Raw genomic sequence first — 25,212 nt, forward strand, 5'->3', positions numbered from 1 at the left:
CGATCAGCGTCTCACGCCTGTCTCGCCGACCATCTATCAGCGATACCGAGTACCAAGAGTACCACAGCAACGATCATTGTGACCGGGACGACTGTCGAGATACCGATTCCGAGGCCTGTAACTGCAGCGTCGACAGTTAGCCCCTCTCGGAACAGGCCTACCGCGACCCCGCCAACGAGGAGGGCTACAAACCCGATCCGGAAGGCTTGGAGTAGCTTCTGCCGGTGATCCATTGTCGTGAGAGTAGTTCGTCATGTATCGACTTATCTTTTTGCTGTACCGGGCCCAGTTCGTGGCCGAGTTCGGTTCTACTGGCTCTGTTGAACTCCCCGAAGCTGATAGAAACCGCGTACTGAAGAAAGACTGTGGATTCAGCATGGAGGTTCCTGCAGTGAGAGGGCGGCCCCCAGCGACACTTTCCTCTACATATCACAGGTCAGCATACCGTGCCGTTGTTTCAGTCTACTACCGGTTCTTTATTGCTTACATCTGGCGATGATACCAGATTCGGAGCGAGCAACTCAGCTGGCAACTGTGAGCCTACCGCAGTCAGTGTAACCTGATTCTGTTCTGAATCCCAGGTGAGAAGTTCTGCTTCCGCCAGCTCCGGAAGACGGACGTGGTGAAGCCTGACCCTCATCGTGTCGGATCTCTCCTCAGTGGAGCCATACCCCCGCTTGAGGAGCTGCTGTGCCACGTCCTCGATTTGTGCCACTTGAACGCCTTTGAGGTATTGGAGCAACTCCCGGCTCTCCTCATGGGCCAGGGCGGCATAGATCGTCTTCCATGCCGCACGGTCTACGGTTGTCATCAGAGAGTAGTTCGATGCAATCTCTACTGAGTCTTTGCCTGTTATGTAAGTCGGTATAAATGGCTCTACCTGACTAGACCCCATCACGATGGGTCAGATTCGGACGGATTCAATACCACCTGTTTTAACACCTTGTTAGCCCCTCGGCGAAGGTTTTCCGAGGCGGTCTGTTCAGAGATGCCGATTTTGCCCCCGACATCACCGAGTGTCGTTCGACGAGGGACCTCGAAATACCCGTCTCTGACAGCCTGGAAGAGCGTCTCTCGTTGCGAGTCCGTTAACTCGAACTCCGGGGTAGCTCTCGGATCTGTCAACGTGTGCAAACGGTCCAGTTTGATCGAAATGTCGTGTTGTCGACAGAAGTTATTGAACTCAGTGAGTTCCACGGGGGAGTCAAACCGGACTCGAAAGAACCACTCTTCTTTTCCACGGGCTTCGAGGATAGTCGCGTCAGTTTCAGCGATTCCGTCAATAAGGCTTTCCGCCTCGTCCTCCCAGTCGATGCGATACAGCGCGCTCCCGTTTGTCTGGTCTAACTGCTTGAGGTCTTTCACTTGCTCGCTGGCATGGAGCGACGCCTCGAATTGGTCAAGCTCGTCTCCATGTATCCAGACGTATGGCATTATCCGCCGGGCCGCCGGGACGACGCGCTCCATCTCAATGTGGGCGACCGGGTCGCGGGCAAGCGTTTTACCGAGGAGAAACTCATCGCCATCGATAGTGAACTCTGCAACGATGCTCATACCCGAAGTAGCGGGGTCACGTGTTATGAATACTCGCTATGCAACCCTGACGGTGAAGCGTTGCGAGACACGCGCGCTATATTCAGCACGGCCGTCGATAACTGTCACTGCTTGAGTATTTCAACAAGGCCGCTCTACCGTAGTTCGGAGTTCCGCCAGCGCGTTTGTAACGTTATCAGGTCGAGAGCCGTTTCAGTCGGTCCTGACACCGGACCAGCGCGTCCTCGTCGTCCCAGCGCAGGTATTCGCCGAGCGCGCGGGCCGCCTTGACAAGCCGTTCGGCCGTCTTCGGGTCGACGTCGCCCTGCAGGGCCCGGACTCGCTTGATATGCTCGGAGAGCGACTGGAGCGCCGAGAGGGCCTCGTTGTCGGTCCGGTTCAGGTCCTCGGCGTAGGTCTTGAGGTCTTTCCGATACTCGTCGATGGCGTCGGCATAGCCCAGTCCGCGCGCCTCGCGGATCGAGTCGGGGACGCTCTCGGGATCGGGTCGTTCCCCGTGGTCGGCACCCCGAAGGAGAGAGAGGTAGTACAGTTCCTCCTCATCCGTGGGATCGAACGAACGCGCGAAGACGTCCGCGACCTGCCGGAGTTCGTGGGCAGCGAGATAGACGTCTTCGAGCGCCTGCAGTTCCCCGGCGTCGATAAAGCCCTGTTTGAGCACGTACTCCCGGCATTCGTCGATTGCCGCCGACGCGATATCCTCGCGGGGGGCCTCGTCGATCATGTTCCGGACCGACGTGAGATTTAGCGTCGCCGGTGCGGCCGTATGTTGTTTGCGTTCGTCGTCGATACCGACACTTTTGACGCTGCCACAGGCCGGACACGAGATGGTCCCCGTCTCGTAGTAGGACCACCTGGTCTCACACTCGGTACACTCCCGCTCGCCGCGTATCTCCATACCCGGTCTAGCGCGTGGCGAGTCAAATACTCACTCCCTCGCAGTTGGCAGTTCGGCCCGACTCACTCCCGTCGTGCGAGCAGTTCCTCGACGAGAGCGTCTATTTCGGCGCGGATCGGCACCAGATCGTCGATGGTCGTTCGGTTGTACGCTCGCTTGCTCACGTCGGTATGCTCGGGGACGATGCCGTGAGCGGCGCGGGAGAGGTCGGCCAGCCGATCCGCTGCCCGGGCGTCGACGTCGTCGAGTCGCGGGAGTTCGAGGCGCGAGACGACCGACTTCGAGAGGCTCGATTTGCCGCCCGAGGAGACGTCGTCGAGCGTCCGCTGATAGATCGAGGAGTTGAGTAACGCACAGAGGAAATGCGCCTCCGATCCGTCGTCGGTACCGATGAACATACAGTGGTCGCCGGGCACGATTGGCTGCTCGCCCAGCAGGTCGTCCTCGACCGTCGAGACGACGACGAAGTGGGGTTTGTAGCCGAGTCGACACCAGACCACCTTGTACTCCGCCCAGGTGTACTCGCCGAGGCCGAAGACGTTGTAGAAAGTGCCGTTGTCGAGCCACGACGACGAGCGGGCCGCGAGCGCCTCGCGGTTCGCGTCGAGATACGCGTAGGTCCGCGGGCACTCGGCTTCGAGCCACGCCTCGTTGTCCTCGTCAGCACTATCGAGCGGGACGAGTCGGTAATCGTGGCCGAAGAGCCCGAACTTGACGACGTGTCGGGACTTCAGATAGGGAAAGACCCGGTCGGGTTCGAGGTCGTCGACGCGCTCGGGATCGAGTTCGAAGACGTCCCGCGCGTCGTCTTTGACGCCGTGGCGGATCTCGTGGGAACACTCGCCGAGGGCTTGCCGTTCGGCGTCACGCCGGAGCCACGAGGAGGCCGGATCGTCCTCGTCGACCGGGGCAAAGCCGGTCTCCTCGCACGCGAGCGTCTCGCGAAGTCGGTCGAGGGTTCCGAACTCCGGCAGCATCCCGTCCCGCGACCACGCCGTGACGGGGACCGGCGCGGTCGGTTCCGACCCCACCGAGAGCGAGTAGATTGCCGCGCCGGCGCGTGCGTCGCCGAAGGGGCGCAGGTCAGTAAAATCGTGGACGTGGTCGACGGCGACCGGCGCGCCGTTCAGGCGCTGTTCTCGAAGGCGACGGCCGGCCGGTCCTTTGACGATGCCACGCTTGAGGACGAACGCGGCATCACCGCCATCGAGATAGCGGTCCATACAGGCGAGAACGAACGGGACCGAGATATCGTCGTTGGCGTGGCCGAGTTTCGCGTCCGCGCCGCGGTGGACCACGAGGTCGAGGCGGTCGGCCGGCCCTTCGCGCCACGCCTTCCTGACATCGTCGGGAAGCGCGCTCCAGGTGAGCCACGGCGGATTCCCGACGAGGTGGTCGACGGTCGGCGTGAACCTCTCGCCACCGTAGCGGAGGTCGTCGTCCCGTGTGAGTCCGAGCGCGTCGGTCAGAAAGACCGGCAACTCGACGGCGTCGACTGCGTCGTCGAGCAGAGGGGCGAGCGAGAGCAGATACCCAAGCCGCGCACTACGGACTGCGATAGGATTGAGGTCGATGCCGTACACCGAGTTCGTAATCTCGGCGACCTGCTGGGCTGGCGTCGGTGCGTCGTCGGCCTCGGCGTAGCCCGCGCGCTTTCGCTCGACGACCGTCGATAGGAAGACGCCGGAGCCACAACCCGGGTCGAGAAACGTCTCCGTGGCGAGGTTCTCGATAGCGAGGTCGTCGACGGCGAGGTCCGCGACGCCACGCGGGGTGTAGTACTCGCCCAGTGCGAGTCGAACGGGCTGGGTGACGACAGACTCGAAGAGTCGCCGGAGCACGGAGCCGTCGAGTACCGTAACCTCGACAGCGGCGATGGATTCGTCCACCTGTTCGGCGAGTCCATCGCTAGCGACCATATCGTGGACGGCGACGAAGTCGACGTCGAGCGCATCGGTGTTCGAGCCCGGTTCCCGGTTGCTCACGTCGACGCCGAGCACCCCCTCGGCACGCGAGAGTAGTCGCTCGATCAGGAAGTCGTAGTAAAGCGCGTCCGCGAACACGGCTTCAATCGTCACGCCGTCGGGAAGTCCGGCAAAAGCGTCGCCATGGCTCTGTCTGAAGAACGACCGCCACGCCGCGAACGCCGCCGTGACGACGCCATCGTCGTCGAGGGCCGCCTCGACGCCGTCAGTATACTGTCGGTAGCAGTCGCCGTCACGCGCAAATCGGTCGAGGAGTCGCTCCGTCGCGGTCTGTCGGGTTCTATCTGTCACGTGTAGCTCTGTGGGGCGTCGCCGCCCGGTTCATCGCCTCTTTGGAGACCGGCGGTTTAACAGTATGGGTGCTAAGTCGTCTTCCTCAACGAACACAGTGAGTAGGGGGGTGATACAGCACCCGTCCGGGACAACGAAAGAGTGTGCATCGTGCGGTGTAGAGTCAGAGAAACCGTTGTGGGTGCGTGAGCACTCGTGTCCGTCATATGGGTACACAACAGACCGGGATTTCAACGCAGCTGCGAATATTCTACACCGAGGATTGGAAGAAGTAGGAGTGGTTCACTCCGAATCAACGTCCTCAGAATCGCACGGCGATTCTGATGTGCGAACGAGAGCTCCGCTCTCGTCAACGCCTGTGGAGACTGCGACCGCTGTGTCTACCGACGGAGGCGATGCTTCCGTTGCTGTGGATGCAAGTCGCGTCGTGGAAGCAGGAAGCCGCGTCCTCAAGGAAACCGTTTCCACGGTTGAGTAGGGCGCGGTAGTTCACCGACTGGGAATGTAGCCCGTCGCGGGTTTCATGACGCTACCGACGGTACGGACCCACATGCGTGACGAGGACGAGATTCGCGAACAGTACGAATACCTGCAAGAACAGCTCGAAAGCGAGGAAATGCGCCACGAGGGGGTCCGGAAACTGTTCAGTCATTACAAGCGAGCATTGGGGTGGGCCCTCGAAGAGGAACATATGTGAGAGTAGTTGCGGATTTGTGATGGTCAATGGCCGAACGATTACACCGTGTCGGTACATTTATGAGGCACCAACGGTTTCGTTTAGGTGACGCTTCGCTTTGGAGGGCCGAAGCGTCAGCGGGGACCAATTCAGGGCGGCAAGCGGCACTTCGCGCTTTTTACGCGAGTGCCGCTTTCCTGTTTCAAACTATCGCGAGCGGCCGCTCCGCCGAACTAGCTTCGATACGCAGTATCTACTCGACGAACCCCTGTTTGAACCCGCGCACTACGTTGGGAGGGTGCTTTTGATAGCTCCGCCCGTCAGTTTATCTATGGCATCTCGTGTCCTCGTCGCGCTCGACGGATCCGAACAGGCCGAAGCGGCGCTCGAACACGCCATCGAGGAGCACCCGGAGGCCGAACTGATCGCGGTGCATGTCATCGACATCCTCTCCGGGATGTACGGCGAGCACTACGTCGATTACCAGTCGATCCGAGAGGGCCAAGAACAGCGCGCGGAGCGGATACTCGATGACGCCGTCGAGATAGCGGACAACCACGACCGCGAACTCGTGACCCAAATCCTCGTCGGCAAGCCCGCATCGGGGATCATCGACGCCACCGAGGAGTTCGATGTCGACCACGTCATCGTCGGAAGCCGCGGGCGCTCGGGCGTTTCCCGGGTACTGCTCGGGAGTGTTGCCGAGACCGTTGCCCGCCGCTCGCCCGTTCCGGTAACTATCGTCCGGTAGGATCGCAACGTATCTTGGTCTGCGCCGGATAGGATCTGTATGGCCGAACCGCTACCGATCACGGTGTACACGCGTGAGGACTGTCACCTCTGTGACGAGGCCGTCGACACGCTCCGCCGGATCGCCGATTCGGAGGGCGTCGACATCGAGATCGACCTCGTGGACGTCGACGAGGATCCCGAGCTCCACGAGGAGTACAGCGACCGCGTTCCCTACGTTCTCGTCGACGGGACGCCGAAATTCAAGTATCGGGTCGATCCCGCGAAAGCGCGGATGGAGCTGAAACGGTACGCGTAGCAGCAGTGAGCCGCTTCTCTGCCGGGACTGGCAATGACTCGTAGTTGGGACTGGATCTACTGCTGCCCTCCCCGAGCCGTCACGAGGCCTCTTTCTGCCTGAAGTAACACTGATGATACTACCGGACACCGGTGTCCGCGAGCACTTATCCGCCAGCGCCGACTACGAATCATTGCTGTCATACCGTCTATTTCAACTATGTCTCAACAGAAACCGGACTACGTAGACGATGCCGAGATCGACGAATCGCTCGACGACCTTCCCACCGAGGAGACCATCGAAGAAACAGTCGAAAACCTGGAGGCGAACGGCTTCGATGTCGTCGTCGTCGACTCGCCTGCGGACGCGCTCGCACACGTACAGTCGCTCATCCCCGCCGGAGCCTCCGTGATGAACGGACACTCGACGACGCTCGAGGAGATCGGATTCGCCGAGTATCTCAACGAGGGCGATCACGACTGGGAGAGCCTCGCCGACGAAATCTGGAGCATCGACGACGACGCAAAGCGACAGGCCGCTCGCCGCGACGCGCAGACGGCTGATTACTTCCTCGGCGGCATCAACGGTATCGCACAGACCGGCGAACTCGTCGCGGCTGATCGCTCGGGCAGTCGCATCGGTGCGTACCCGTTCGCCGCCGGCAACGTCGTTATCGTCAGCGGCGTGAACAAGGTCGTTCCGACGCTCTCCGACGCGCTCGATCGACTCGAATCAGTCGCCTATCCCCTCGAAAACGAGCGCGCCAAGGAGGCCTATGGCGTCGACTCTGCCGTTGCCAAACAGCTCATCTTCCGACAGGAACTCGACGAAGGGCGCACGTCCGTCGTGCTCATCCGCGAACAACTCGGCTACTAGTCGGGCAGAATCGTACGGTGCAACGAGCCTCGTAACTGCTGACCACGAGGCATGTCGTTTTCGGTTGTCGGCGAACGAGCGTTGGGGGGTTTTACTCTCGCGAGAGGCGTCCCGGCGACCAGTCGCCGTCGAACTCCTCGTGGGTGAACGGTGCGGCGTCCTCGCCGGCGTAGGTGGCGACGAGGTGGCCGTCGCCTTCGAGGTGATACTTGTAGGTCGTCAGTCCTTCCAGACCGACGGGACCGCGGGCGTGAATCTTGCCCGTGCTGATCCCGACTTCCGCCCCCAGACCGAACCGGAAGCCGTCGGCAAAGCGCGTCGAGGCGTTGTGGAAGACGCTCGCCGCGTCGAGGCTTCGCATGAACCGACCCGCGCGGTCGGCGTCCTCGGTGACGATAGACTCCGTGTGTTTGGAGCCGTAGGCCGTAATGTGCTCGATGGCGTCGTCGACCGAGTCGACGACTCGGATCGAGAGTTCGAGGTCGCCGTACTCGGTCGACCAGTCCTCCTCGGTGGCGGCGTCGACGTCCACGACGGTTCGGACGCGCTCGTCGCCACTGATCGTCACGTCGGCGTCCTCGTACCGCGCGACCATCGCCGGGAGGAAGTCGGCGGCGACGTCCTCGTGTACCAGCAGGGTCTCGACGGCGTTGCAGACCGCGGGATACTGCACCTTGGCGTCGAAGGCGATCTCCTCGGCCATCTCCAGGTCGGCGGCCTCGTCGACGTAGACGTGACAGATGCCCTCGGTGTGGCCGAGGACGGGAATCTGCGTGTTGTCCTGAATATAGCTGACGAACTCCGAACTGCCGCGAGGCATCAGCAGGTCGATTTCGTCGTCCATCTCCAGCATCCGGTCGACTTCCGCGTGGGCCTCGATCTGCTGTGTCCAGCCAGTCGGTAGCTCCGCTGTCGCTTCCAGAATCGTCTCGTAGAGCACACGGTTCGAGTGGCTGGCCTCGCTGCCACCCTTCAGGATGACCGCGTTGCCAGATTTCAGGCTTAGCGCGGCGATCTGGACCAGCGCGTCCGGGCGGGACTCGAACACCGTCCCGATGACGCCGATCGGTACCGCGACCTTGTAGAGTTCGAGGTCCTCGTCGAGTTCGCGGGCGGTCAGGGTTTTGCCCAGCGGGTCCGTCTGCCCGGCGACACTGCGCACCATATCTGCGATGCTCTCCAGTTTCGACTCGGAGAGTTTCAGCCGGTCGACCAGCGCCTGACTGTACTCGCCCGCTTCGAGCAGTTCCTTACCGTTCTCGACGTCTTTCGCGTTCGCTTCGAGGATCGCCTCGCTGTTCGCCTCGATGGCGTCAGCGATCGATCGGAGCCCCTCGTTTCGTCTCGCTTCGGAGACGTTCGCGAGTTCGAGCGCGGCGGACTGTGCCTCACGGACTTTGGTAGTGGCGTCCCTGTCAGTCATGATCGACACCGTTTATGGGTGTAAATATCGTTCCGACGGTCTTGGTTGCAGCGATCTGTTCGAGCACGTCCGGTTCCGTCGATTCCGCGATCACGGCCGGGATGCCATGCTCGCTGACGCGGCGTGCGCCCTCGACTTTCGTCATGATCCCGCCGAAGCCGTCCGAGGAACTCTCCTCGACCAGTTGGTGGACGTAGTCGTAGTTGGTGCCGACGGCTTCGATCCGCTCGGCGTCGTCGTCGTGCTTGGGGTTGCCGGTGTAGACGCCGGGAACGTCGGTGAGCGTGACCAGCAGTCCGGCATCAACCGCGATAGCGATCGACGACGAGAGCATGTCGTTGTCGCCGATGCGGATCTCCTCGGTCGCGACGGCGTCGTTCTCGTTGACTATCGGGACGACGCCCCACTCCAGCAGGGTCTCGACTGTGTTCCGGAAGTTCGTGTACCGTTCGGGATTGTCCAGATCCTTCTGTGTCAGGAGTAGTTGCGCTGTCTTCAGCCCGTAGCGCTCGAAGCTTTCGGTGTACCGCCGCATCAGGTGGCTCTGACCGATCGTCGAGAGTGCCTGAGACTTCTCGACGGTGTCGCCGGTGTAGTCGATCCGGCCGATACCTGCGCCGACCGCGCCGGAGGAGACCAGCAGGACCTCCTTGTCGCGCTCTCGCAATGCCGCGATGTCGTCGACGAGTTTGTCGACTTTCGTATCGTCGAGGTTCGAATCGGCATCCGTCAGCGAGTTCGTCCCCGCCTTGACGACGACTCGCCCGGCGTTGGCAGCGAGTTCTCTGGTCCTTTCCACCGCCGCGCTGTCGATCTGCTTACTCATCGTCGACGGCCTCCGCTAACTCTCTGGAGCGCTCCTCGGCGGCGGCAACGGCCTCGCTGATTTCCGCCTGTACGTCGCTATCCCAGAGCACTTCCATCCCCTCGATAGTGGTCCCGTTCGGCGAGCAGACGGCGTCGATCATGTCGTCGAGGTCGTCGTCGGACTGGAGTGCCATCTCCGCAGCGCCTCTGAACGTCTGTGTAGCCAGCGTTTCGGCCTGTTCGGGATCGAGTCCCCCGTCGATCCCGGCCTGTTTCATCCCCTGAATGAGATAGTAGACGAACGCGGGGCCGCTGCCGTTGACCGCGGTTGCGATGTCCATCTGCGCCTCGTCGATTTCGGCGTACTCGCCGGCGGCGTCGAGGATCCCCCGTACCTCGTCGGTGACGGTATCCTCGGTGACCGCGGCGGCCATGTTTCGGGTCTCCGCGGCGAGGTTCGGCATCACCCGGACCACGGTCGCGGGGGTTCGCCCGGCGACGAAGTCCGTCGAGACGCCGGCGGCAAACGTGACGAGCGTGTGCTCCGGCGAGAGTTCGAGTTCGTCGAGAATCGTCCCCACAACGTCCGGTTTGACGGCGATGATCACGACATCGGATTCGGCCGCCGCGTCGATGTCGTGGGTGGTCCAGTCGCTGTACTCCTCGACCGCTGCCAGCGCGTCCGGGTCGACGTCAATCGCTGTCACCCGGTGTGCGTCCGACGCCGAGAGCCCTTTGACGAGGGCGCTCCCCATATGTCCGCAGCCGATAATACTCACGTCAGTCATCCTGGTTGTCCTTACTGTAGTGGCCGATATACCAACTTTGATTCCGTCCGGCGAACGGCCGCTGTCTGGACCCGGATGCCGACCCGCCTGACTCCCACGTTCGTGCACATGGAAAGCCATTTATCCGCCCTGAGTCAACACGGGGATGAATGAGTCTCTCCGATTCGGACAGGGAGGTCGTCGTCGACGAGTTGGGACGGGAGCCGACCCCGGCCGAGACGGCGCTGTTCGAGAACCTCTGGAGCGAACACTGTGCGTACCGTTCGTCACGACCGTTACTCTCCGCCTTCGACAGCGAGAGCGATCAGGTCGTCATCGGCCCGGGCGATGACGCCGCAGTCGTCGCCCTGCCCGAACCGTCGGGCGACGGCAACAGCGAGACGTACATCACGATGGGTGTCGAGAGCCACAATCATCCCTCGTACGTCGACCCGTTCGACGGCGCGGCGACGGGCGTCGGCGGCATCGTTCGGGACACGCTCTCGATGGGTGCGTATCCGATTGCCCTGCTCGATTCGCTGTACTTCGGCAACTTCGACCGCGAGCACTCTCGGTACCTGCTCGACGGCGTCGTCGAGGGGATCAGCCACTACGGTAACTGCATCGGCGTCCCAACGGTGGGCGGGAGCGTCGACTTCCACGAGCGCTACGAGGGCAATCCACTGGTCAACGTGGCCTGCGTCGGCCTGACGAACGAGGATCGACTGATCACCGCAGTCGCCCAGGAACCGGGCAACAAACTCGTCCTTCTCGGCAACGCCACGGGTCGGGATGGCCTCGGGGGGGCCTCCTTCGCCAGCGAGGATCTGAGCGAGGACGCAGAAACCGAGGACCGCCCCGCAGTCCAGGTGGGCGACCCCTACAGCGAGAAGCTACTGATCGAGGCCAACGAGAAACTGGTCGAGGACAACCTCGTCGAGTCCGCACGGGACCTCGGTGCGGCCGGTCTCGGCGGCGCGTCGAGCGAACTCGTCGCAAAAGGCGGCCTCGGTGCGGATATCGACCTCGAAGCCGTCCACCAGCGCGAACCGAACATGAACGCCCTGGAGATCCTGCTCGCAGAATCCCAGGAGCGAATGTGCTACGAGGTGACGCCCGAAAACGTCGACCGCGTCGCCGAGGTTGCCGAGCGGTTCGACCTTGGCTGTTCGGTGATCGGGGACGTGACCGACACGGGCCGGTACGTCTGTCGCTTCGAGGACGAGGTGGCAGTCGACGCCCCCGCCGAGTTCCTCGGCGACGGCGCGCCGATGAACGACCTCGATCACGTCGAACCGCAACAGCCGGAGCGTGATCTGCCGGACGTCGCGGTCGAGGACGCCTTCGAGGCCGTCGTCGGCAGTCCGAGTACGGCGAGCAAACGGTGGGTCTACCGACAGTACGACCACGAGGTCGGCGTCCGGACGAGCGTTCCCCCGGGTGACGACGCCGCCGTGCTCGCCATCCGCGAGACGGAAGGCGACGACGGCGTCGGGACCGGCCTCGCGCTCTCCTCGGGGGCCGCGCCGAACTGGACCGAAACAGCGCCGTACGACGGTGCCCGAGCAGTCGCCCTGGAGAACGCGACGAATATCGCGGCCAAGGGCGCGACACCGCTCGCCGCGGTCGACTGTCTGAACGGCGGCAATCCCGAGAAGCCGGAGGTCTATGGCGGCTTCAAAGGCATCGTCGACGGCCTCGCGGACATGTGTTCGGAGCTTTCGGTGCCGGTCGTCGGCGGGAACGTCTCGCTGTACAACGACTCGCCGACGGGGCCGATTCCGCCGACGCCGACCCTCGCGATGACCGGAACGAAAGCGGGCTACGACGCCCCGCCGCTCGCGGCCGACGCCGACGCCGAGGTGTTGCTCGTGGGCGACCGCGGCATCGCGGAGGGGACGCCCCGACTCGGTGGCTCCGAGTATCTCGCACAGTTCGGTGGAACTGACGCCTTCCCCGACCTCCCGGAGCGTCCTGCCGTTCTCGTCGAGACGCTCGCGGACGTATCAGATCGGGACTCGACGACCGCGGTCCACGACGTAAGCCACGGCGGCCTCGCCGTCTCGCTCGCCGAGATGGTGACAGAGACTGCCGGTCTCGACGTCTCCCTGCCGGGGGAAGCACCCCTTGCCGAGTTGTTCCACGAACAGCCAGGCCGGGCGATCGTGGCGACGACTGACCCCGAGGCCGTCGAGGACGCGTTCGACGGCATCGCACCGGTCGAACGGCTCGGTACCGGGACTGCAGGCGGCGAACTGACTATCGATGTCGGCGACGAGACGGTCCGGTCGGATGCCGAGACCATCGCCGAGCGCCGCGACGTGATCGAGCGCGAACTCGACTGAACGGCTCGCTCTCTTCCGTCGAATCCCCACATTTGCTCTCTCGCATAGCCGTTATATTGAAGTAACTCCCCTGCGAAAGTTAGATCAATGACAGGTACAGAGGTTGTAACTAATGGCTCAGACGGTTGATCCAACGGTGCTGATCGCCGAGGACGAACCGGACCTCGCCGACCTGTACACGGCCTGGCTTCAGGAAGACTACGAGGTTCGAACCGCCTACAACGGGAGCCAGGCACTCGATTCGATCGACGAACGCGTCGACGTGGTGCTTCTGGACCGCCGGATGCCGGGGCTCTCGGGGGACCGGGTACTCGACACGATCAGGGACCGTGAACTCGACTGTCGCGTCGCGATGGTGACCGCCGTCGAACCGGATTTCGAGATCATCGAGATGGGGTTCGACGATTACCTCGTGAAACCGGCATCCAGTGACGAACTGCGTGCGATGGTCGAGCAACTGCTGTTGCGAAGCGAGTACGACGGCATGTTACAGGAGTTCTACGCGCTGGCATCGAAGAAAGCGATTCTCGACAAACAAAAGCCGGACTACGAACTCCGGGCGAGCGAGGAGTACGTTCGACTCGAGGACCGACTGGCTGTTCTCCGCTCGGATATCGACGACACGATGGCCAAACTGTCGGACCGGGACGCCTACGACCGGGCCTGTCAGGACATCGCCCGGTAACAGAGAGGGCGCCGTCGAGAGCCCCCACCTCGCTCTGATACTTTACAATACTCTTGTACTCACGACTCGCGGTCACGCCCGTCCATTGCGCTCTCGACGAGATCGATTGCCAACTCCGCGGCATCGACCGCAGTCTCGCCCAGCACGTAGGTCACTGGCTCGATACCGAACTCGCCGCGATGGTAGAGAACCAGCGGGACCGACTCCCGTTCGGCGAGTCGTTCTCGGAGATGCTCTTCACGCCCCTCGTAGCCCGCGTCGAACTCCAGCGGGTCGATTCCGGCGTCCCGGGCGGCATCGAGCAACGCATCGCTCGTTGCGAGGTTGAGCGCTGCCCTGAGGTCGTCATCCGCCTCTTTCGCGACGAGGACCGTCCCTGCAACGTGTTCTGACGCGCCGAACTCGGGGTTTGCCGCGCGCTCGACCGTCCCGCGGATCCGGTAGATCCGGCCCGGAATCGCCGCCAGGTCGGTCGGCCCCTCGGCCTCCGGCAGTGCCATTCCGATGTTCGTCCCCACGTTCGGGACGTACTCGGTGACGGCATCGGTGCCGGTCAGCAGGCGTGCGGCCCGACGGACGGACCGGAGCACGTCCCGCTCTGCGAGGACCTGTGAATCCGTTCCGCGGACGCAGAGATCACAGCCCAACCCCTCCAGTTCCGGCATCAGTTCCTCGTGGATGGCACAGATCGGCCCTCTATCCTCGAACTCGCGGATCAGCGCCAGCAGTTCCGCGAGGGCGTCCACCTCGTCCATCTCGCCGGAGTCGAACCCCTCGGCGATCCGCTCGACCGTTGCGATCATCCGTTCGTCCTCGCTAAATCGCGGCTCGATGGCGACGTTTTCGTTGACGAGGTTGCTGATCGCGGCCTGCGTGACCCCAAGCCGATTTGCGATTTCCTGCTGGGTGAACCCTCGCTCGTCGAGTTCGCTCGCGAGCAACACGCGGGCCGTCGGCATGAACCGCTCGACGACGATCTCCCCCGGGAGGACCAGCGACATACCAGCCGATTGCGCGGGATCGTATATAAGTGACTCGTCGATTCGTGGAGTAACTGGCCGTCCATTTATCAACAATGCCGCGGCGAGGGCCGGCATGATCTGACTGTCGACGTGCGGTGGCTGCCGTTGTGCGACGTCCCACCGCACGATCCGTCTTCGTCGCCTGTTCGCTCAGAGGTTCGACGCCCCGGCGCCGCCGTCGATGGGCACCGCCACGCCGTTGATGTAACTCGACCGCGGAGAGCTTAGAAACGCGACCGTGTCGCCGAGTTCGCGGGGCTCACCGATCCGCTCCATCGGGTTCCCCTCGCTCCAGTCCGCTAACCCCTCCTCGTAGCTGTCGAACTCGCCGCGCTCTATGGACTGCTCGATTAGCTCCTCGACGCGGGCCGTCTCGTGAGCGCCGGGGAGGACGGCGTTGGCGCGCACGTCCGGCGCGAGTTCCTTCGAGAGCGTCTTTTCCAGCCCGATGACGCTCATCCGGACGGCGTTCGAGAGCACTAGCTGGTCGATGGCCTCCTTGACGCTCCGGGAGGTGATGTTTACGATGGTGCCCTCGCCCTCACGGAGATATGGCTCGCTCTCGCGGACGAGTCGGACGACGCTCATCACCAGCAGGTCGAACGCCTCGTACCAGTCCTCGTCGGTCGTGTCGAGGAAGGGGCCGCTCGGCGGCCCGCCGGCGCTCGTCACGAGGTGATCGATGCCGCCGAACTCCTCGACGGTGCGCTCGACGAGTCGCTCGATGTCGTCTTTCTTCGTGAGGTCGGCCTGAACGGCGACGACCTCGCCCGTCGCGCTCTCACGGATCTCCTCTGCCGCCGCTTCGAGACGCTCTTCGTCGCGACCGTTCACGACGACGTTCGCGCCGTTCTCCGCGAGCGCCGTCGCCGATGCCTTGCCGAGGCCGCTGCTCGATGCTGTGACGAGCGCTGCATTCCCGTCGATTGCCAGGTCCATAGGGAAAGTGGGCACGAGCGGAGCGTTAAAAGCTTCGTCCGGAGACGAAAGCGTGCTCTCAGTCAATATAGCTCTCGATCCGTCGCATCGCCTCTTTCAGGTCGTCGAGGCCGGTCGCGTAGGAGACCCGGAGATGTCCTTCGCCGTCCTCGCCGAAGACATCACCCGGGACTGCGGCGACTTGCTGCTCTTCGAGCAGTCCTTCGGCGAACGCCTCCGCGTCGCCGCCAGGCACTTCTGGGAAGACGTAAAACGCCCCCTCAGCCTCGAAGCAGTCGATACCAATCTCCTCGAACCGCGAGAGGACGAAGTTTCGACGACGGTTGTACTGGGTGACCATCTCCCGGACGTCGTCATCACAGTTTTCCAGCGCTTCCAGGGCGGCGTTCTGGGCGGTCGTCGGGGCCGACAGCATCGCGTACTGGTGGATGCGGTTCATCGCCTCGATGGCTTTCGCCGGCCCCATCGCGTAGCCAAGGCGCAGTCCGGTCATCGCGTAGGCCTTCGAGAAGCCGTTAAACACGATGGTTCGCTCGCGCATCCCTGGCAGCGTGGCGATCGAGGTATGCTCGCGGCCGTAGGTGAGATCTGCGTAGATCTCGTCGCTCAGCACCGTTAGATCGTGTTCACGGGCAAACTCCGCAATCGGCTCTAGCTCGGATTCGGTCATGATCGCGCCGGTCGGGTTGTTCGGGTAACAGAACAACATCGCGTCGGCGTGCTGTGCGCCGGCGCGTTGTAGCTCCTCGACGGTGAGCTTGAATCCGTGATCGCTGGTCTTGACCGGCAGCGGATCGGCCCCCGCGAAGGTGATTCCCGGCCCGTAGGAGACGTACGACGGATCGGGAACGGCGACGGTATCGCCGGGATCCACGAGCGCCCGGAGCGCCACGTCGACCCCCTCGCTGACACCGGTGGTAACGATGATCTCATCGTCCGGATCGTACGTCAGCCCGTATCGCTCGTCGACGTGCTCGGCGATTCCCTCACGGAGCTCTCGTTTCCCGCGATTCGCCGTGTAGGACGTCTTTCCGCGTTCGAGCGAGGCGATAGCAGCCTCACGAGCGCCCCACGGTGCGGAGAAGTCCGGTTCGCCCACACCCAGGGAGATTACGTCGTCCATCTCCTCGGCTAGCTCGAAGAACCGCCGGATCCCCGACGGTGGGACCTTCCGGACGCGCTCGCTGATCTTCATGGAGAGATCGACAGCCTGTCGTCGTCGTCGTCCTCACTCATTCGGATGCCACGGTCCTTGTAGGTATCCATGACGTAGTGGGTTACCGTCTGAGTGATCTCGGGGACGGGTGCGACCTTGTCGCTGATGAACTTCGAGACTTCCTGCATCGACTCGCCCTCGACGACCATCTCGAAGTCGTAGTCGCCACTGACGAGCCTGAGCGTCTTGACCTCCGGAAACCGCGCCAGCCGCTCGGAGATATCGTTGTAGCTAGTCTCCCGGTCGAGTTTGACGTTCAACTCGACCGACGCGCGGACGCGTTCTTCGTCGACCTCGTTCCAGTCGACGACTGCCTGATACCCTCTGATGATACCTTCGTCTTCGAGCGATTCGATCGTCGAGATGACCTCGGTCTCGTCGAGGTCGGTCATCCGCGCCAGGTCCTCGGTGGAGTACCGTGCGTTCTCCAGAAGGAGCTCCAGCAGCTCGCGCTTGCTCATGCCATAACCAGGCCGTGGCGGGAACAAAAGGGTTTCTCCGCACCCTCATGACATGTGGTGTGGTACCGCGACCCTGCCCGTCACCGGCCTCCCGACTGGCAGGCGTCGCAGATGGATACTCTGGCGCTGATACTGCCGTTCTGCTCCGACCCGATCTTGATCGGGGTAACCGGGACGTAGCTTCTGCAGTACGCACATCGCTCAATCGCATCGATCTTCGATTTCATGCGGTTTACCCAGAGATAGTTAGCACGTTATTTAAAATTCGTGTAAAGTTTCTCGTATCTACTTGCTCTGAATAACTCTCGATCCTCGTTGAGTGAAAACGTGTCTGTCGTCCGGCATAGTTCGACTGGGAAGCGAAACGCCCTAACACGCGTCGTGCTACGGATCGGACATGCACAACGAATCCGAAGTCACCGTCCTCCGACTCGGCCACCGCCCCGGCCGAGACAACCGGATGACGACACACGTCGGGCTGACCGCGCGCGCGCTGGGTGCCGACCGGGTACTCCTCGACGGCGCGTCCGGTCCGGCAGAGACCGTCGAGGACATCACCGAGCGCTTCGGCGGCCCCTTCGAGGTAGAGGTTACGGAGAGTCCCAAAGGCGTCCTGCGGAACTGGGAGGGGGTCGTCGTCCACCTGACGATGTACGGCGAGCGCGTTCAGGACGTCGAAGCGGAGATCAGGGAGTCCCACGAATCGGGCGAGCCGATACTGGTCGTCGTCGGCGCGGAGAAAGTCTCTTTCGACGTCTACGAGGCGGCCGACTGGAACGTCGGCGTGACGAACCAACCCCACTCCGAGGTTGCGGGGCTGGCCGTCTTCCTCGACCGCCTGTTCGAGGGGCGCGAACTCGACCGCGAGTGGGAGGACGCAGACCAGCACGTCGTGCCGATGGCGACCGGAAAGAAGGTCGTCCCGGACGACGAAGAGTAGTTTTTTCTAGCCCGGCACCCCACATCCGCTATGTCACTCGCTCTCGCCATCGTTGGGGTCGTACTGCTCCTGATGGGTCTTTCAGGCTACTCCTCGCCGGAGGGTATGATGGAAGCCCAGAACCGGTATCCAGTCGGCCCCACCGACGATATCGAGTCGGAGACGCAGTATCGTCTGACCCGCTTCGCCTCGGTGATAGTCGCGGCAATCGGTGCGGCCCTGCTCGTTTTCGCGTATCTGTAACTCGGCTACTGTTGCCCGAACGCTCGACCCCCGGTAACCCGAATTATTAATCATTCACCACGACAATAGGTAGCTATGTACGACGAGGAGGATCTGGCGTCGATCCGAGAGTCCCGCGAGGAGTGGGAGGAAGAACGACTCGATCCCGTACTGGAGCAGTACGGCGAACGCAAGGAGCGCTTCGCCACCGTCTCGAACCACGAGGTCGATCGACTGTACACGCCCGACGACGTTGCAGACCTCGACTACGAGGCCGATCTGGGCTTTCCCGGGCAGGAGCCGTTCACCCGCGGCGTCTATCCGACGATGTACCGTGGGCGGACATGGACGATGCGACAGTTCGCGGGTTTCGGCACCGCCGAGGAGACGAACGAGCGGTTTCACTACCTGACCGACGAGGGCCAGACTGGGCTCTCGACGGCTTTCGACATGCCGACGCTGATGGGCAAGGATTCCGACGACCCGCTCACTGATGGCGAAGTCGGCAAGGAAGGCGTCGCGGTCGACACCCTGCGGGACATGGAAATCCTGTTCGAGGGGATCGATCTCGCCGACGTCTCGACGAGTTTCACGATCAATCCCTCCGCGCCAGTGATCTACGCGATGTACGTCGCACTGGCAGACCGGCGCGGCGTACCGCGCGAGCAGGTTCGGGGCACCCTCCAGAACGACATGCTCAAGGAGTTCATCGCGCAGAAGGAGTGGGTGATCCCGCCGGAACCATCGCTAGACCTCGTCACGGACGTGCTCGAGTTCGCAGTCGACGAGACGCCGAAGTTCAAGCCTATCTCCATCTCTGGCTATCACATCCGCGAGGCTGGGTCGACCGCCGTGCAGGAACTCGCCTTCACTCTCGCCAACGGCTTCGCCTACGTAGAGGACGCGCTGGATCGTGGCCTCGACGTCGACGAGTTCGGGCCACAGCTTTCCTTTTTTTTCAACTGTCACAACTCCTTTTTCGAGGAAGTCGCGAAGTTCCGCGCGTCGCGTCGCATCTACGCACGACTGATGGACGAGTGGTACGACGCCGACTCGGACGGGGCGAAACAGCTCAAGTTCCATACCCAGACCGCCGGGCAGTCACTGACAGCCCAGCAACCCCTGAACAACGTCGTCCGGGTGACGATTCAGGCGCTCGCGGGCGTGATGGGCGGCACACAGAGCCTCCACACCAACAGCTACGACGAGGCGCTAGCACTGCCCAGCGAGGACGCCGTCCGGGTTGCGCTCCGGACCCAGCAAGTTATCGCCGAGGAGTCCGGCGTCGCGGACATCGTCGACCCGCTCGGCGGAAGCTACGCCGTCGAGACGCTGACCGACGAGGTCGAAGCAGAGACGATAGCGTATCTGGAGGAGATCCGGGAGATGGGCGACGGGTCGATGCGCGCCGGTGTCCTCCGGGGGATCGACCGGGGCTACTTCCATCGCGAGATACAGGACGCCGCCTACGAGTACCAGGAACGGGTCGAACGCGAAGAAGAGGTGGTCGTCGGCGTCAATGCCTACCAGATCGAAGAGGAGACCGAACCGGAGATACTCTCGGTCGACGAGGACGTTCAGGAGCGCCAGCGCGACCGACTTACGAACGTCCGCGAGGAACGCGATGATGAGGCCGTCGAATCCGCACTCACCGACCTTCGTGAGGCCGTCGAGGCGGGCGAGAACACGATGCCGGCGATCCTCGCGGCGGTCAAAGCGTATGCGACGATGGGCGAGATCATGACCGTCTTCGAGAACGAGTACGGCTCCTACACCGAACAGCTAGCACCGACGTGATCTGGCCGGCAGTTCTCGGGGGAATGTTTATTCCGAAGCACGGTGCATATCATGATGAAATATGACAGATGAGCCCGATGTGGAGTTGGAGGCGCGGCTGGCAGAACAGGAAGAGTTCGAACCACCGGAGGAGTTCGTTGAACAGGCCAACGTCTCCGACCCGGAGATATACGACGAGTTCGAGGAGCCAGAAAGTTGGGAGCGGGCCGCTGACCTGCTCGATTGGGATACCGAGTACGACGACGTGCTCGTCGACGACGACGCCCCGTTCTACGAGTGGTTCGTCGACGGCGAACTCAACGCCGCGTACAACTGTATCGACCGACACGTCGAGTCCGGCCGCAAGAACCACGCCGCGATCAAGTGGGAGGGCGAACTCGGCGAGACCCGGACCTACACCTATCAGGACCTCTACCGCGAGGTAAACGAGTTCGCCGCGGGACTCCGCGACCTCGGCGTCGAGGAGGACGACGTCGTCACACTGTATATGCCGATGATCCCGGAGCTACCGATCGCGATGCTCGCCTGCGCGCGGATCGGAGCACCCCATTCTGTCGTCTTCGCCGGGTTCTCGGCTGACGCCCTCGCCACGCGGATGAACTCCGCGGACTCCGAGTATCTGGTCACCTGTGACGGCTACTACCGCCGTGGCGACGCCCTGAACCACAAGGAGAAAGCCGACAAAGGCCTCCGGAGCGTCGACGAAGACGTCGAGACGGTCGTTGTCGACCGACTCGGCGACGAACTCAACCACTTCCTCGGCGAGCAGTCCCACGACTACGACGAACTGGTCGCGGCCCACGACGGCGAGCGCGTCGAACCGGTCTCCCGCGACGCCGAGGATATGCTCTTTCTCATGTACACCTCGGGCACGACGGGCCAGCCCAAAGGCGTCAAACACACGACCGGCGGCTACCTCTCCTATGCGGCGTGGACGTCCCACTCGGTACTGGACATCAAGCCAGAGGATAGCTACTGGTGTGCGGCCGACATCGGCTGGATCACGGGCCACTCCTACATCGTCTACGGGCCGCTCGCTCTCGGCACGACGACTGTGATGTACGAGGGGACGCCAGATTACCCCGACAAGGACCGCCTCTGGGAACTCGTCGAGAAGTACGCCGTGGACATCTTCTACACCGCGCCCACGGCGATCCGCTCGTTCATGAAATGGGGCGAGGAGTACCCCGCGAGCCGGGACCTCTCTAGTCTTCGTCTGCTCGGGACAGTCGGAGAGCCAATCAACCCCCGCGCCTGGAAGTGGTACTACAAACACATCGGTGACGAGTCCTGTCCAATCGTCGACACTTGGTGGCAGACCGAGACCGGCGGAATGATGATCACGACACTGCCGGGTATTGGCAACATGAAACCCGGGTCCGCCGGCCCGGCACTGCCCGGCATCGACACCGAAATCGTCGATACGGCCGGCGAACAGGTCAGTCCGGGTGATGCGGGCTATCTGACCATCCGCAACCCCTGGCCCGGCATGTTGCGCACCCTCTACGACAACGACCAGCGGTTCCTCGACGAGTACTGGCGGGACTACTCCGACGAGGACGCCGACGAATGGGTCTACTTCCCCGAGGACGGCGCGAAGATCGACGAGGACGGCTACATCACCGTCCTCGGTCGCGTCGACGACGTCATCAACGTCTCCGGGCACCGCCTCGGTACGATGGAGATAGAGAGCGCCATCGTCGGCGTACCGGGCGTCGCGGAGGCGGCGGTCGTCGGCGGCTCACACGAGGTCAAAGGGGAGGCGGTGTATGCCTACGTCATCACCGAGGACGACGCCGAGGGCGGCGAGGAGCTTCGCGAGAAGGTGATCGACAACGTCGAGAAGGCCATTGGTCCGTTCGCACGGCCGGAGGAAGTCATCTTCACGCCTGAGCTACCGAAGACCCGCTCCGGGAAGATCATGCGCCGTCTGCTCGAAGACATCGCCAACGAGGAGGAACTGGGCAACACGTCGACGCTCAGAAACCCCGAAATCGTCGAGGACATCCAGGCGCAGGTCAGCAGCGACTAGCCGGCTTCCCTGACTCCGTTTTTTCGACTCAGTTGTTCTCGCCGAGGCCGTAGTACCGGATCGCGAACAGCGGGATCCCGAGCAGAGTAGCGATCGTTATCGCGCCGTACAGACCAAGTCCGAGCGCGTTCGGCGGCATCTCGATGAACCCGTAGAGCGCGACCGTCTCGAGCTCGTCCGAGAGGACCACCGACAGGACAACACCCATGAACGCGGCGATACCGATGAGGATGAAGTAGAGACGGATGACGACTTGCTGTCCGTTGAGATCTGCTGTCGCGTCGACGCCCTCGAACGACGTTTCGCTATCTGTCACGAGTACTCATTGGGGTGGCAAACGATTAGGTTTTTCCACTTGCCCCGCCAAACAACGGTATGACTCAACAAGAACTGCTCGGGCTGATACTGACCGCGGTCGCCCTGCTCATGTTCTCTACCGGCTTCGTTATCGCACTGAGCTAGCTCGTCGCGCCGTCGGCTCTCTATCACGCTCTGACGTAGTTCCCGAATCCACGATATTCGACAAAAACAGCGGTCAGCTATTCGCTCGAAGCGTCGTCGCTCGCGTCCGCAGCGTCGGCGTCGGTCTGTAGTTCGCCCGGCGCCTCTTCGCCGTCGACCGCTCCGCCGTCCGAACGCAGTTCCGACGAGGACTGCTCGTCTTCACCGCCGTCGGTCATCGGCAGAATCTTGTTGTCCTTGAACCAGTCCCATTCGCGGGTCTTCATGCCGTGTTCGTCGAGGTTCCACGGGTCGCCGTCGCGGACCTTCGGTCCCTCCAGCCAGGAGATGACGAAGTTGTAGACGAAGATCATCTGTCCGATCAGCAGGATGAACGCCCCGACCGTGGCTAACTGATGCAGATCAGTGAACAGTGCCTGCGGACCGAGGGTCACCTCATAGTTCGCGTACCGGCGCGGCATTCCGCCGTAGCCGAGGAAGATCATCGCGAAGAACGTGACGTTCGTCCCGATCATCGAGAGCCAGAAGTGCCACTTGCCGAGGCGTTGCTGGTACATCCGCCCGGTGTACAGCGGGAACCAGTAGTACAGCCCTGCGAAGACGGCGAAGCCGATCACCCCCATCACGATGAAGTGGAAGTGTCCGACGACGTAGTAGGTCTCGTGGAGCACCTGATTAACCGGTACCGCACCGAGGAAGACCCCGGTGACGCCGCCGATAATGAAGTTAAAGATGAAGCCGAGACAGAACAGCATCGGCGTGTTCAGCCGGATAGAGCCGTTCCAGAGGGTCGTAATCCAGTTGAACGTCTTCACTGCGCTCGGTATCGCAATCGATAACGTCACCGCCATGAACGCCGATTCCAGCCGGGGATCCATCCCGGAGGCGAACATGTGGTGCGCCCAGACACCAAACGAGAGGACGCCGATTGCGAGCGTCGAGTAGACGACGAACTTGAAGCCAAACAGCTTCCTGCCCGCAAAGCGGGGGAGGACGTAGCTAATGATTCCCATCGGTGGTAACACCAGTATGTACACTTCGGGGTGGCCGAAGAACCAGAACAGATGTTGCCAGAGGATCGGGCCACCGCCAGCTGGATCGAAGAACAGCGTGTCGAGGTTCCGATCGGCCAGCAGCATGAGGAGCGCGCTACCGAGCAGCGGGAAGGCAAAGAGGATCAGGCCGGACTGGGTGAGCATCGTCCACGAGAAGATATCCAGATTGTGCCAGCCCACGTCGTCGCCACGCTCGGTGAAGATAGTCGCGATGAAGTTGATCGCTCCCATCGTTGCCGAGACACCTGAGAGGTGTAAGCCGAGCATCATCAGGTCCGCGCCGGGGTTGAGCGGCCCGCCCCCGGATGGGGTGCCGGCGATAGTCGAGTCAGTCGAGAGCGGCGGGTACATCGTCCAGGACGTCTGCGCGCCAGCGATGCCGTCGATGACCGGCCCGAGAATCAGCCCGGACCAGACCAGCAGTGCCGCGGGCGGGAGCAACCAGAACGCGATGGCGTTGATCCGTGGGAACGCCATGTCGTCCGCGCCGATCATCAGTGGCAAGAGATAGTTCGCGAAGGCCGCGATGATCGGCGTCCCGAACAGGAACAGCATCGTGATGCCATGGGACGTCAACAGGGCGTTGTAGGTGTCCGCCTGGATGATCGACGTTCCAGGGTAGGTGAGTTCCACGCGCATGACGATCACAGCGAGTCCGCCCCACGCGAACGCGATGATCGCGTAGGCCCCGTAGAGCATTCCGATATCCTTGTGATCGACAGTCGTGAGCCATCGGATAACGCCACTTGGCTTTTCAGAGTGCGTCGTCTCGGTGTCGTCGCCATAGCCCGTGCCACCGACTGGCGAGTACGTACGCCAGCTTTCGAGGCGCGTGAGCCATGCGACGACGGCGACGAGGAAAAGCCCCATGAACGCCGTCAAAGCTACTTGTCCGTTTACCATATAGACACCCTCTGTATTGAGGAGTAAAGAAAGGTTCGTTATTTTGGCTTAGTTTCGGGCCGGTTAGTGAAAGAATACGGAGAGGAAGCTAGTGTTCCTCGCCGCCGAACCGTTCCTCGTCGGTTTCGATTGCCTTCGCCGAGAGGTAGGTCAGCACCGCCAGTAGTCCGAACCAGAACGCGATCATTCCGAACTGAAGCGTGCTGTACAGCGAGTCCCATCCCCAGGGGTTCAGGATGACGTACATTGCGACGAACAGGGCCAGAATACCCAGCGGGATGAAATTGACCGTGAGGTCCAAAAGCGTATCCCGGTCGAAGATCTCTCGTGACATTGGGCTTCGGTAGTGTATGCGAGCAGAAATAGATTCCCCTTCAGCGTGTCCGCTGTCGCCGACGCGTCACGCTTAGACGCTCGGTTGCGTCCGAAGTCGTGAACGGAGGATCGGCGCGAGCACCGCCCCGACGAGACCCGCGGCGGCTATCGATAGCCCGCGAAGCGCGATCGAACTGTCTGCAGCCGAGATAGTCAGGCTCTGGCTGATCGTCCCTCCAGCAAAACTGAACAGACTCATCCCGACGGCGACGAGTACGACGGAGAGCCCAAAGAATACAGGCCACGGGCTAGAGACGTACTCCGTCTCGCGCAGGATGCCGCCGATGCTCCCGAGCAACAGTACCAGGCCACCGACCGCGACGGGGAACAGTGCGAGCACGATTCCGACCTCCGAGAACACGATTCCGAGGGCGATCAGCATCGGCCACGGGCTCGATTTCCGGTACTGATCGGACAGTCCGGGTTCCTCATTCATAGAGATAACTTTGGCTGG

General features: G+C 62.3%; 26 protein-coding genes and 1 pseudogene. 11 read left to right on the plus strand and 16 right to left on the minus strand.

The window, feature by feature from the left end; translation table 11 throughout:
- Positions 1-11: 11 nt before the first annotated feature.
- The 5 genes from ACFQL3_RS06855 to ACFQL3_RS06875 form a co-directional block, all read right to left on the minus strand.
- Positions 12-233, minus strand: a complete 222-nt coding sequence (locus ACFQL3_RS06855; protein ID WP_377052626.1) for a hypothetical protein — start codon at positions 231-233, stop codon at positions 12-14.
- Between the two features lie 224 nt (positions 234-457).
- Complete coding sequence (locus tag ACFQL3_RS06860) at positions 458-811, minus strand: DUF7344 domain-containing protein (RefSeq protein ID WP_377052628.1); 354 nt, start codon at positions 809-811, stop codon at positions 458-460.
- 83 nt (positions 812-894) lie between these two features.
- A complete protein-coding gene (locus tag ACFQL3_RS06865) occupies positions 895-1,554 on the minus strand; it encodes a helix-turn-helix domain-containing protein (RefSeq protein ID WP_377052630.1) in 660 nt (219 codons plus the stop codon).
- A 175-nt stretch (positions 1,555-1,729) separates the two neighbouring features.
- A complete protein-coding gene (locus ACFQL3_RS06870) occupies positions 1,730-2,452 on the minus strand; it encodes a DUF7117 family protein (RefSeq protein ID WP_377052632.1) in 723 nt (240 codons plus the stop codon).
- A gap of 62 nt (positions 2,453-2,514) precedes the next feature.
- On the minus strand, positions 2,515-4,728 hold the full coding sequence (locus ACFQL3_RS06875; RefSeq protein ID WP_377052634.1) for an N-6 DNA methylase: 2,214 nt from the start codon (positions 4,726-4,728) through the stop codon (positions 2,515-2,517).
- Between the two features lie 118 nt (positions 4,729-4,846).
- Here ACFQL3_RS06875 and ACFQL3_RS06880 point away from each other — a divergent pair.
- The 5 genes and pseudogenes from ACFQL3_RS06880 to ACFQL3_RS06900 all read left to right on the plus strand — a co-directional run.
- Positions 4,847-5,206: pseudogene (locus ACFQL3_RS06880) on the plus strand (zinc ribbon domain-containing protein); the annotation flags it as partial.
- Positions 5,207-5,278: 72 nt separating this feature from the next.
- The gene (locus ACFQL3_RS06885; RefSeq protein ID WP_377052636.1) at positions 5,279-5,425 is read left to right on the plus strand and encodes a hypothetical protein; all 147 of its coding nucleotides are present in this window, start codon (positions 5,279-5,281) and stop codon (positions 5,423-5,425) included.
- 310 nt (positions 5,426-5,735) lie between these two features.
- Complete coding sequence (locus tag ACFQL3_RS06890) at positions 5,736-6,155, plus strand: universal stress protein (RefSeq protein WP_377052638.1); 420 nt, start codon at positions 5,736-5,738, stop codon at positions 6,153-6,155.
- Positions 6,156-6,194: 39 nt separating this feature from the next.
- Positions 6,195-6,452, plus strand: a complete 258-nt coding sequence (locus ACFQL3_RS06895) for a glutaredoxin family protein (protein WP_377052640.1) — start codon at positions 6,195-6,197, stop codon at positions 6,450-6,452.
- Between the two features lie 198 nt (positions 6,453-6,650).
- The gene (locus ACFQL3_RS06900) at positions 6,651-7,307 is read left to right on the plus strand and encodes a lactate utilization protein (RefSeq protein WP_377052642.1); all 657 of its coding nucleotides are present in this window, start codon (positions 6,651-6,653) and stop codon (positions 7,305-7,307) included.
- A 91-nt stretch (positions 7,308-7,398) separates the two neighbouring features.
- Here ACFQL3_RS06900 and ACFQL3_RS06905 read toward each other — a convergent pair whose 3' ends face one another.
- Genes ACFQL3_RS06905 through proC form a run of 3 tightly spaced genes read right to left on the minus strand, consistent with a single transcriptional unit; the run spans position 7,399 to position 10,325 of the window.
- Positions 7,399-8,730, minus strand: coding sequence for a glutamate-5-semialdehyde dehydrogenase (locus ACFQL3_RS06905; RefSeq protein WP_377052644.1), 1,332 nt, complete (start codon positions 8,728-8,730; stop codon positions 7,399-7,401).
- The gene (gene proB, locus ACFQL3_RS06910) at positions 8,723-9,556 is read right to left on the minus strand and encodes a glutamate 5-kinase (protein WP_377052646.1); all 834 of its coding nucleotides are present in this window, start codon (positions 9,554-9,556) and stop codon (positions 8,723-8,725) included. Before proB ends, ACFQL3_RS06905 begins: the two co-directional genes overlap by 8 nt.
- On the minus strand, positions 9,549-10,325 hold the full coding sequence (proC, locus tag ACFQL3_RS06915; protein ID WP_377052648.1) for a pyrroline-5-carboxylate reductase: 777 nt from the start codon (positions 10,323-10,325) through the stop codon (positions 9,549-9,551). The genes proB and proC overlap by 8 nt, the downstream gene beginning before the upstream one ends.
- Before the next feature lie 149 nt (positions 10,326-10,474).
- Here proC and purL point away from each other — a divergent pair, with 149 nt between their 5' ends.
- Positions 10,475-12,649: a phosphoribosylformylglycinamidine synthase subunit PurL gene (purL, locus tag ACFQL3_RS06920; RefSeq protein ID WP_377052650.1), complete on the plus strand. Its 2,175-nt coding sequence runs from the start codon at positions 10,475-10,477 to the stop codon at positions 12,647-12,649.
- Positions 12,650-12,761: 112 nt separating this feature from the next.
- Entirely contained in the window at positions 12,762-13,334 is a 573-nt protein-coding gene (locus tag ACFQL3_RS06925) for a response regulator (RefSeq protein WP_377052652.1), read from the plus strand.
- A gap of 59 nt (positions 13,335-13,393) precedes the next feature.
- Here ACFQL3_RS06925 and ACFQL3_RS06930 read toward each other — a convergent pair whose 3' ends face one another.
- From ACFQL3_RS06930 to ACFQL3_RS06945, 4 genes are all read right to left on the minus strand, one after another.
- A complete protein-coding gene (locus ACFQL3_RS06930) occupies positions 13,394-14,335 on the minus strand; it encodes a thiamine-phosphate synthase family protein (RefSeq protein ID WP_377052654.1) in 942 nt (313 codons plus the stop codon).
- 171 nt (positions 14,336-14,506) lie between these two features.
- Positions 14,507-15,295, minus strand: a complete 789-nt coding sequence (locus ACFQL3_RS06935) for an SDR family oxidoreductase (protein WP_377052656.1) — start codon at positions 15,293-15,295, stop codon at positions 14,507-14,509.
- 58 nt (positions 15,296-15,353) lie between these two features.
- Positions 15,354-16,490, minus strand: a complete 1,137-nt coding sequence (locus ACFQL3_RS06940) for a pyridoxal phosphate-dependent aminotransferase (protein WP_377052658.1) — start codon at positions 16,488-16,490, stop codon at positions 15,354-15,356.
- Positions 16,487-16,972, minus strand: a complete 486-nt coding sequence (locus ACFQL3_RS06945; protein WP_377052660.1) for an Lrp/AsnC family transcriptional regulator — start codon at positions 16,970-16,972, stop codon at positions 16,487-16,489. Before ACFQL3_RS06945 ends, ACFQL3_RS06940 begins: the two co-directional genes overlap by 4 nt.
- 397 nt (positions 16,973-17,369) lie before the next feature.
- On the opposite strand from ACFQL3_RS06945, the gene ACFQL3_RS06950 reads away from it, so the two are divergent.
- From ACFQL3_RS06950 to acs, 4 genes are all read left to right on the plus strand, one after another.
- Complete coding sequence (locus ACFQL3_RS06950; protein ID WP_377052662.1) at positions 17,370-17,912, plus strand: tRNA (cytidine(56)-2'-O)-methyltransferase; 543 nt, start codon at positions 17,370-17,372, stop codon at positions 17,910-17,912.
- Between the two features lie 30 nt (positions 17,913-17,942).
- Positions 17,943-18,155, plus strand: coding sequence for a hypothetical protein (locus ACFQL3_RS06955; protein ID WP_377052664.1), 213 nt, complete (start codon positions 17,943-17,945; stop codon positions 18,153-18,155).
- 75 nt (positions 18,156-18,230) lie between these two features.
- Positions 18,231-19,931 carry an acyl-CoA mutase large subunit family protein gene (locus ACFQL3_RS06960; RefSeq protein ID WP_377052666.1) on the plus strand — a complete coding sequence of 567 codons (1,701 nt, stop codon included), beginning with the start codon at positions 18,231-18,233 and terminating at the stop codon, positions 19,929-19,931.
- A gap of 61 nt (positions 19,932-19,992) precedes the next feature.
- Positions 19,993-21,963 (plus strand): acetate--CoA ligase, encoded by a 1,971-nt coding sequence (gene acs / locus ACFQL3_RS06965; RefSeq protein ID WP_377052668.1) that lies wholly within the window; start codon positions 19,993-19,995, stop codon positions 21,961-21,963.
- A gap of 28 nt (positions 21,964-21,991) precedes the next feature.
- Here the strand turns inward: acs and ACFQL3_RS06970 are convergent, their stop codons facing one another.
- The 4 genes from ACFQL3_RS06970 to ACFQL3_RS06985 all read right to left on the minus strand — a co-directional run bounded on the left by ACFQL3_RS06970 (position 21,992) and on the right by ACFQL3_RS06985 (position 25,194).
- On the minus strand, positions 21,992-22,279 hold the full coding sequence (locus tag ACFQL3_RS06970) for a DUF7520 family protein (protein ID WP_377052670.1): 288 nt from the start codon (positions 22,277-22,279) through the stop codon (positions 21,992-21,994).
- A gap of 223 nt (positions 22,280-22,502) precedes the next feature.
- On the minus strand, positions 22,503-24,350 hold the full coding sequence (locus ACFQL3_RS06975) for a cbb3-type cytochrome c oxidase subunit I (protein ID WP_377057046.1): 1,848 nt from the start codon (positions 24,348-24,350) through the stop codon (positions 22,503-22,505).
- Positions 24,351-24,471: 121 nt separating this feature from the next.
- Positions 24,472-24,717: a DUF6684 family protein gene (locus tag ACFQL3_RS06980; RefSeq protein WP_377052672.1), complete on the minus strand. Its 246-nt coding sequence runs from the start codon at positions 24,715-24,717 to the stop codon at positions 24,472-24,474.
- A gap of 72 nt (positions 24,718-24,789) precedes the next feature.
- Entirely contained in the window at positions 24,790-25,194 is a 405-nt protein-coding gene (locus ACFQL3_RS06985) for a DUF7541 family protein (RefSeq protein WP_377052674.1), read from the minus strand.
- Positions 25,195-25,212: the final 18 nt, after the last annotated feature.

Origin of the sequence: Natronoarchaeum sp. GCM10025321 (genome assembly GCF_042663585.1) — an archaeon.
Taxonomy (GTDB): domain Archaea; phylum Halobacteriota; class Halobacteria; order Halobacteriales; family Natronoarchaeaceae; genus Natranaeroarchaeum.

Excerpts from the sequence above, each read along its gene's own strand:
- ACFQL3_RS06855 (WP_377052626.1), bottom strand. The coding sequence starts at position 233 with ATGGATCACCGGCAGAAGCTACTCCAAGCCTTCCGGATCGGGTTTGTA.
- ACFQL3_RS06860 (WP_377052628.1), bottom strand. The coding sequence starts at position 811 with ATGACAACCGTAGACCGTGCGGCATGGAAGACGATCTATGCCGCCCTG.
- ACFQL3_RS06865 (WP_377052630.1), bottom strand. The coding sequence starts at position 1,554 with ATGAGCATCGTTGCAGAGTTCACTATCGATGGCGATGAGTTTCTCCTC.
- ACFQL3_RS06870 (WP_377052632.1), bottom strand. The coding sequence starts at position 2,452 with ATGGAGATACGCGGCGAGCGGGAGTGTACCGAGTGTGAGACCAGGTGG.
- ACFQL3_RS06885 (WP_377052636.1), top strand. The coding sequence starts at position 5,279 with ATGCGTGACGAGGACGAGATTCGCGAACAGTACGAATACCTGCAAGAA.
- ACFQL3_RS06890 (WP_377052638.1), top strand. The coding sequence starts at position 5,736 with ATGGCATCTCGTGTCCTCGTCGCGCTCGACGGATCCGAACAGGCCGAA.
- ACFQL3_RS06895 (WP_377052640.1), top strand. The coding sequence starts at position 6,195 with ATGGCCGAACCGCTACCGATCACGGTGTACACGCGTGAGGACTGTCAC.
- ACFQL3_RS06900 (WP_377052642.1), top strand. The coding sequence starts at position 6,651 with ATGTCTCAACAGAAACCGGACTACGTAGACGATGCCGAGATCGACGAA.
- ACFQL3_RS06905 (WP_377052644.1), bottom strand. The coding sequence starts at position 8,730 with ATGACTGACAGGGACGCCACTACCAAAGTCCGTGAGGCACAGTCCGCC.
- proB (WP_377052646.1), bottom strand. The coding sequence starts at position 9,556 with ATGAGTAAGCAGATCGACAGCGCGGCGGTGGAAAGGACCAGAGAACTC.
- proC (WP_377052648.1), bottom strand. The coding sequence starts at position 10,325 with ATGACTGACGTGAGTATTATCGGCTGCGGACATATGGGGAGCGCCCTC.
- purL (WP_377052650.1), top strand. The coding sequence starts at position 10,475 with ATGAGTCTCTCCGATTCGGACAGGGAGGTCGTCGTCGACGAGTTGGGA.
- ACFQL3_RS06925 (WP_377052652.1), top strand. The coding sequence starts at position 12,762 with ATGGCTCAGACGGTTGATCCAACGGTGCTGATCGCCGAGGACGAACCG.
- ACFQL3_RS06930 (WP_377052654.1), bottom strand. The coding sequence starts at position 14,335 with ATGTCGCTGGTCCTCCCGGGGGAGATCGTCGTCGAGCGGTTCATGCCG.
- ACFQL3_RS06935 (WP_377052656.1), bottom strand. The coding sequence starts at position 15,295 with ATGGACCTGGCAATCGACGGGAATGCAGCGCTCGTCACAGCATCGAGC.
- ACFQL3_RS06940 (WP_377052658.1), bottom strand. The coding sequence starts at position 16,490 with ATGAAGATCAGCGAGCGCGTCCGGAAGGTCCCACCGTCGGGGATCCGG.
- ACFQL3_RS06945 (WP_377052660.1), bottom strand. The coding sequence starts at position 16,972 with ATGAGCAAGCGCGAGCTGCTGGAGCTCCTTCTGGAGAACGCACGGTAC.
- ACFQL3_RS06950 (WP_377052662.1), top strand. The coding sequence starts at position 17,370 with ATGCACAACGAATCCGAAGTCACCGTCCTCCGACTCGGCCACCGCCCC.
- ACFQL3_RS06955 (WP_377052664.1), top strand. The coding sequence starts at position 17,943 with ATGTCACTCGCTCTCGCCATCGTTGGGGTCGTACTGCTCCTGATGGGT.
- ACFQL3_RS06960 (WP_377052666.1), top strand. The coding sequence starts at position 18,231 with ATGTACGACGAGGAGGATCTGGCGTCGATCCGAGAGTCCCGCGAGGAG.
- acs (WP_377052668.1), top strand. The coding sequence starts at position 19,993 with ATGACAGATGAGCCCGATGTGGAGTTGGAGGCGCGGCTGGCAGAACAG.
- ACFQL3_RS06975 (WP_377057046.1), bottom strand. The coding sequence starts at position 24,350 with ATGGGGCTTTTCCTCGTCGCCGTCGTCGCATGGCTCACGCGCCTCGAA.
- ACFQL3_RS06980 (WP_377052672.1), bottom strand. The coding sequence starts at position 24,717 with ATGTCACGAGAGATCTTCGACCGGGATACGCTTTTGGACCTCACGGTC.
- ACFQL3_RS06985 (WP_377052674.1), bottom strand. The coding sequence starts at position 25,194 with ATGAATGAGGAACCCGGACTGTCCGATCAGTACCGGAAATCGAGCCCG.